This is a genomic window from Flavobacterium sp., assembly GCF_017985075.1.
Taxonomy (GTDB): Bacteria; Bacteroidota; Bacteroidia; order Flavobacteriales; family Flavobacteriaceae; genus Flavobacterium.
Map to the genome: position 1 here is coordinate 1 of NZ_JAGNYF010000076.1, position 6412 is coordinate 6412.

The 6412-nt window shown below is 28.6% G+C and carries 9 protein-coding genes; 3 read left to right on the plus strand and 6 right to left on the minus strand.

Annotated features, from left to right (window positions below; genetic code table 11):
* Nucleotides 1-136 precede the first annotated feature (136 nt).
* From KA468_RS10080 to KA468_RS10100, 5 genes are all read right to left on the minus strand, one after another.
* Nucleotides 137-1105, minus strand: coding sequence for a YitT family protein (locus KA468_RS10080; RefSeq protein WP_291242809.1), 969 nt, complete (start codon nucleotides 1103-1105; stop codon nucleotides 137-139).
* Between the two features lie 20 nt (nucleotides 1106-1125).
* Nucleotides 1126-1578, minus strand: a complete 453-nt coding sequence (locus tag KA468_RS10085) for a hypothetical protein (RefSeq protein ID WP_291242810.1) — start codon at nucleotides 1576-1578, stop codon at nucleotides 1126-1128.
* 95 nt (nucleotides 1579-1673) lie between these two features.
* Nucleotides 1674-1967, minus strand: a complete 294-nt coding sequence (locus KA468_RS10090) for a hypothetical protein (protein ID WP_291242811.1) — start codon at nucleotides 1965-1967, stop codon at nucleotides 1674-1676.
* 148 nt (nucleotides 1968-2115) lie between these two features.
* Nucleotides 2116-2832, minus strand: a complete 717-nt coding sequence (locus KA468_RS10095; protein WP_291242812.1) for a potassium channel family protein — start codon at nucleotides 2830-2832, stop codon at nucleotides 2116-2118.
* Between the two features lie 18 nt (nucleotides 2833-2850).
* Nucleotides 2851-3414: a spermidine synthase gene (locus tag KA468_RS10100; protein ID WP_291242813.1), complete on the minus strand. Its 564-nt coding sequence runs from the start codon at nucleotides 3412-3414 to the stop codon at nucleotides 2851-2853.
* Between the two features lie 156 nt (nucleotides 3415-3570).
* On the opposite strand from KA468_RS10100, the gene KA468_RS10105 reads away from it, so the two are divergent.
* Nucleotides 3571-4122 carry a 1-acyl-sn-glycerol-3-phosphate acyltransferase gene (locus tag KA468_RS10105; RefSeq protein WP_291242814.1) on the plus strand — a complete coding sequence of 184 codons (552 nt, stop codon included), beginning with the start codon at nucleotides 3571-3573 and terminating at the stop codon, nucleotides 4120-4122.
* Here KA468_RS10105 and KA468_RS10110 read toward each other — a convergent pair.
* Nucleotides 4119-4589: a helix-turn-helix transcriptional regulator gene (locus tag KA468_RS10110; protein ID WP_291242815.1), complete on the minus strand. Its 471-nt coding sequence runs from the start codon at nucleotides 4587-4589 to the stop codon at nucleotides 4119-4121. The two genes, KA468_RS10105 and KA468_RS10110, sit on opposite strands and share 4 nt — an antisense overlap.
* 273 nt (nucleotides 4590-4862) lie before the next feature.
* Here KA468_RS10110 and KA468_RS10115 point away from each other — a divergent pair, with 273 nt between their 5' ends.
* A complete protein-coding gene (locus KA468_RS10115; protein ID WP_291242816.1) occupies nucleotides 4863-5975 on the plus strand; it encodes a M14 family zinc carboxypeptidase in 1113 nt (370 codons plus the stop codon).
* A 27-nt stretch (nucleotides 5976-6002) separates the two neighbouring features.
* Nucleotides 6003-6412 (plus strand): winged helix-turn-helix transcriptional regulator (locus KA468_RS10120; protein WP_291242817.1); only part of this gene is annotated, 410 nt, incomplete at its 3' end.

The window sequence follows — 6412 nt, forward strand, 5'->3', positions numbered from 1 at the left end:
CAAGCTTTGTAAATATTAGGAATTCCGTGATTTAAGGCTAAGTTTTCTAATTGTTTTTGAATTTCTGTTGTTTTGATAATTTCCACATCGGAAACAGCTTCTAAACAAAATACAAATTGTTCCAATTCTTCCATAGTTAATGCTTCAATGGTCGTTTTTTAATCATTCCGCCACGCGTATCTTTAACGCTATTCATCACCACAAAAGCAGAAGGCGATATTTTATCTAATTCGGTCATTAATTTGTTTAACTCTAACCTGGTAATTACTGTGTAAACAATATCTGTTTCTTTCGTTTCTCCACGTTTTCCATAACCTTTTTTACCACTATAAACAGTAACACCACGCCCCATTGTATTGATAATCATTTCTCTAATTTCTTCATTATGAGAAGAAACGATGGTTACACCAATATATTCTTCAATACCTTCTACAATAAAATCGAGTGTTTTGGAAGCTGCTAAATAAGTAATCATCGAATATAAAGCGACTTCTATTCCTAAAAAATAAGCTGCTGTTCCAAAAATAAGAATGTTGATAATGATAATGACGTCACCAATCGTAGTTCCGAATTTCCGACTTAAATAAATAGCTAAAACTTCTGTTCCATCAATAACAGCGCCACCTCTAATGGCAAAACCAATTCCGGCTCCAAGGAAAAACCCACCAAAAACAGCCACTAATAAATTGTCATCTGTGATGTTTGGAAAAGTTAAAGTGGCTAATGCGAGGGAAAGTCCGCCAATAGCAAATGCCGTTTTTATGGCAAATTGTTTTCCAATTACATTATATCCTAAAAATACAAAAGGTAAATTGACGCAAATAATTAGTACATATAATGGAATTTTAGTTAGTGAAGCTACAAGTAATGAAATACCTGTAGCGCCACCATCAATAAAATGATTCGTTAATAAAAAGGCCTTAAAACCAAAGGATGCAGATAAAATTCCTAATAAAATCAAGAAAACATCCTTAATATTATGTCTTACTGTAATTCTAAATTTTTTATAGGCTTTCGCGAAGATATAATCGGATATTTTACTTCTATCGATCGATTCATCGCGAATTATGAGTTTAAGAATGATATTTTTGAAAAATGAATTCATTTTTTGTTTTTTAAGAATGATTATGTGATTTTATTCAATAGCGTTTGCCATTTCTGAATAATTTCAATTTCGTTGAGTATTAATCGGGTTTCGTCTTTGTTGAAAAATTCTAAAACTACAGTTGGTCTGCTAGCAAACGTGAGTTCTAACTCCAACTTTTCTAATACGTTATGCTTATTTTCCGTTCTCTCTATTCGACACTTTAATAACTCCGAAATATTGATCGAGATAAATTTATCAAATTCTTCTGATTTTTTAGAGAAAAAAAGCATTTTATTTGTTTTGTCTATTCCGATAATGGATTGATTCCAATCGTCTTTTTCTTGAATAGTTGCATTGTTTTCTTTTGCTTTTAGAATTAAGTTCTCAATTCTTTTCTTACGTTTTTTAGTGTTAATTACACTGAATAATATAAAAGGTAACACACATACTATCAATAATATGATGCCAATTGTTAAGGATGTAGAATCCATGTTTTTTTTTAAATTTTAAATTAATAATACATTGTTATTTTGTAACTATTTTAGAATACTTACAATTTTATTTTAAGGCTAAAATGTATGATTAATTACCAAAAATTATGGAAAGGAAATATGATATCAGTCTGTTTAAAACTGATAGGTATAATGGTATAAGAAAAATGATTTTTGGCTAAAACCGATTTGTTCTCCTTTTTCTTATTGATAGCTTTTATAAAGTGAATGTTATAAAAAGCTTTAGCAATTTTAGTTTTTGCAGTAAAAAAGTGAAGTTGTAACGTTCTGTTTAAATTATCACTTAAAATTGTTGGAGAATCTATTGTATGAATTTCTTTTTTATCAGATTGTTCTTGTTGTGGAACTTCTAAGATACGAGAATTCATCTGTTGTAAGTTACTGATAACAAAACAGCTTACAACAGAGAAAAGTATTACAAATGATATTTTTAAGGCAATTCTCACTTTGTCAAAAATAGTTTTTATAAGTGTAAAGAACTAATTGGACAAAGTAATTTAGGAAAATTTTAATACTTTATATTTCACTTTCGTGGTCGAAATAGCCTTTACTTTTTACTTTAGACGAGAAGAAATTTAAAAACAAAACCAGAAACGATAAGAAAAACATAGCTTGAATACTTACTAACACTTTTGCAAATGGTGTAACCGGATAAAAATCGCCATAACCGATAGAGTTTGAAGTAATTATGCTAAAATAAACGGCATCAAACCAATGTGTAAAAGGTTTGTTCATATTATCTCCCAAAGTATATAAAACAGCAAATGCAAAAACAATTTCTAAATAATTTAAAAACAACAATAACATCGAACGTTTATATGACTTTGGGCGCGAAAGCATATCTGAAGCAAAAATTAATGTAGGTATATATAAAATGGTTTCTAAAAGCAGGTATACCATAATATAAATTAAAATATTTTGATCTTGTAAGTTGTTTTTTAAAATATAAATTGGAAATAGTAATTTTAAAATGATGTAAGAATCCATTGCAATATCTTGATACTCATAGTTTTTTCTAGAAAATAAATACTTAATGTACACACCAGGAAAAATTAGTTGTGAAATTGATAAAAACAATCTAAATATTTTTTCAATGCCGTTATCCTCTTGATGGTCGTTATTCCAAATGGATTGGATATTTATGATGCGCTTTCGAATGGGATTTACTTTTAAAAACGGCTTGTCTGTTTTGGTAATGTTTCCCAATAATAGTTTTCTTAAAAAATGTTTCATATTGTATGGGTTGAAATTTTATATACTTTTAATTAAAATTACATCATTATATTTTTCAATATTCTTTAGCACTTTTGTTTCGTATAAATTTGAATCAAAATGCGACAGATAGGCTTCTGTTTTTGAAAGATTATTTTTATTTAAATGCATCGTGTTAAATAAGATATACCCGTTTTTATTAAGTAATTGTTTACAATTAGTAATGAAGCTTTCTTGAAATAAAAACTCAGGCATATCGGTATCTTTAAAAATATCAATAATTAGTAAATCGTATTGATTTTTATCTGTTTTTACAAATTGTTCAGCATCTTGAATAAGACATTTAAAATTGCTTATTTTATCTAAATTAAAATACGAATTGGCAATATGTATAATTTCTGAATCCAATTCTATGCCAGTAATTTTTTTGGAAAACGAAAAATCAGTAACTAACGTTTGCACAACGCTTCCGCCAGCCACTCCCAAAATTAATATAGATTCCATTCTATTTATTTCAGCTGCGCCAATATCTAAAAGTCCTTTTTTTAATATTGACTGTAAACTTCCGAAAGAATAATTCGTGTTTTTGGTGTTTAGTAGCATTTTCCCATTGTATAAAGTCACTTCAATTGATTTGCTTATCGTTGAAGTTTCCTTGTAAATTGTGATAGGATAGAAGTAGCTGAGTATTTTTTTAAACATCATCATATAAATTACGTAAATATACTTTATTTTTGCTTTTTCTCAAAATGTAAAAGAATGAAACATTCTCTATATAGACTACTTTTTTTTAAAATAATGGGTTGGAAGGTCAAGGGTGATTTTGACGCCTCAATTAAGAAATGTGTATTAATTGTAGTGCCTCACACCAGCTGGTTTGATTTTTTTATTGGTGTTTTTTTTAGAGGAACGTATCCTGTAGAAATTAATTTTTTAGCCAAACAAGAATTGTTTCGTTTTCCGTTAGGCGGCTATTTAAAATGGATGGGGGGCATTCCTCTAAATAGAAATAAGTCAGAAAATAAGGTAGAAGCCATTGCTAAAATATTTGATACAAAAGACGTCTTGCGTTTGTCGTTGTCTCCAGAAGGCACCAGAAAAAAGGTAACGCAATGGAAATCTGGGTATTATTATATCGCTCAAAAAGCAAATGTGCCGATAATTCCTATTGCATTTGATTATGAAAACAAACAAGTTATTATTTTTGATGCATTCACAATAACTAACGATTTTGAGAAAGATTCATTTTACTTAGAATCTTTATTTACAAATATTAAAGGAAAAGTACCAGCTTTTAGTTACACTCGTTAAGGCGTGTAATTCTTAAACGTTCCATCGTTATAAAACACTACAATTCGTTCTATTTTTGACTCCGAATGCATCGGTTTAACTTCGGTTTCAATTTTTGGCGTATTTGATTTTTTTTCAGGAAGAGTTTCAAATAGGGTAGTTTTTTGAGAAAACAAATCGATTTCTTGTTCTGTTTTTTCTTCTTCTTGTCCTGTTTTTTCTTCGGAGGAAACTGTTAATTTTTCATTAGAACCCATTTCTCCTTTTGGAAAACTTCCTTTTCCATTTAGCAACCACAATAATTCTACTTCAGGAAAATTTTCAATTACTTTTAATATAAAATCTAAACTCGGTTTGTTTCTCCCAGAAAGTAGGTGAGAGATACTTGATCGTTGTACATTAATTTTATCTGCAAAAAGAGAGGCTGTTAAACCATAATACTCAAAAATGGTTTCTAATCGTTTTACGAAGTGGTCTGTATTTATCATCCGAATTAAAATAAAAAAATTGTTTACAAATGTAACAAATTATTATTAAAATATAATGATATACCGTTTATTTAAGCATAAATAATAATTAATTACACAAACTTGTAGTTTACATAATATTATTTAAGTAACTGAAAATAAGTAATATAGTTTAATGTTTTAAAACATGTTTACACTTGTAAAATTTAACCTGAAAAAAACCACAAATTTCAGTTTAATTAGGTGGTTTTTATTGTTTACAAATGTAAAACGAAATATATTTACATTTGTAATATGAAAGATAATTTACAATTAGCCACCAAATATCTGTACGAATCGATTCAAGGAAGATACGTAACAGCTACTCATTTAGATTCTTTTTTAGAAACATTACCTTCTGTATTTAAAATTTCAACCGTTGGGTTTTCTGTAAAACAGCAACCTATAAAAGCGATTCAATTTGGAGAAGGAAAGCTTAAGATTTTGATTTGGTCGCAAATGCACGGGAATGAAAGTACTACAACTAAAGGTCTGATTGATTATTTAAACTTTTTACATCATAACGAAAATGAGTTTGAAACCCTTTCAAAATTAGTTACATTTTATATTATACCGATTTTAAATCCAGACGGCGCAGCAGCTTATATTAGAGAAAATGCCAATGGCGTAGATTTAAACAGAGATGCTTTTGAATGCACAGAACCTGAAAGCAAGGTATTGCGTACAGTTTTAGAAACTTTTACTCCTGATTATTGTTTTAATCTACACGATCAACGCACTATTTTTGGTTTGTTGGAAAGCCAGAAACCTGCAACAATGTCGTTTCTAACAGCATCCTATAATGAAGCACGTACATTTAATTCGGTTCGAGAAGAAGCTGCCGCTGTAATTGTTGGTATAAATAACGAATTACAAAAATACATTCCTAATCAAGTCGGACGATTTGATGATTCCTTTAATATTAATTGTACAGGAGATTATTTTACAAATAGGGGATATCCTACTATTTTATTTGAAGCCGGGCATTATGCAAATGATTATAGCAGAGACGAAGTTAGAAAATTTGTTTTCATCGCTTTAAAAGCTGCAATTTCATTTATTAACGAAAACGATATAGTTAGCAACGATTTGGGGAATTATTTGAATATTTATCAAAATAATAAATGTTTTTATGATTTTATTTTTAAAAATGTGAAAATTAATGATAATAATGTAGAAAAAAATATTAAATTTGCAGTTCAATATAAGGAAGTTTTAACGGAAGGAAAAATAGAATTTATTCCTGAAATTATTCAAATTGAAAATTTAGATACTTTTTTCGCACATCAAACCATTGATTTTGAAAATAAATTGTATGAATATGAAGATCGAAACTTTCCTAAAATTGGCGACATTATAAAAGTTTAGTATATAAAAGATAAAAACAGATTGATTATGAGTAAGTTTAGATTAGATGAAGTAGATCACCAGATTTTAGATATGTTAATTGACAATACTAGAATCCCTTTTACAGATATTGCTAAAAAATTATTAATATCTGCTGGTACGGTGCATGTTAGAGTAAAAAAGATGGAAGATGCTGGAATTATTCAAGGTTCTTCATTAACTTTAGATTATGAGAAATTGGGGTATTCATTCATAGCTTATGTAGGTATATTTTTAAATAGTACTTCGCAAACTAAATTTGTTTTAGAACGTATTAATGAAATTCCGTTTGTAACTGTAGCTTCTGTAACTACTGGGAAATTTAATATTTTCTGTAAAATTAGAGCAAAAGATACTGCAAATGCAAAAGACATTATCTTTCAAATTGATGATATTGATGGGGTTTACAGAACCGAAAC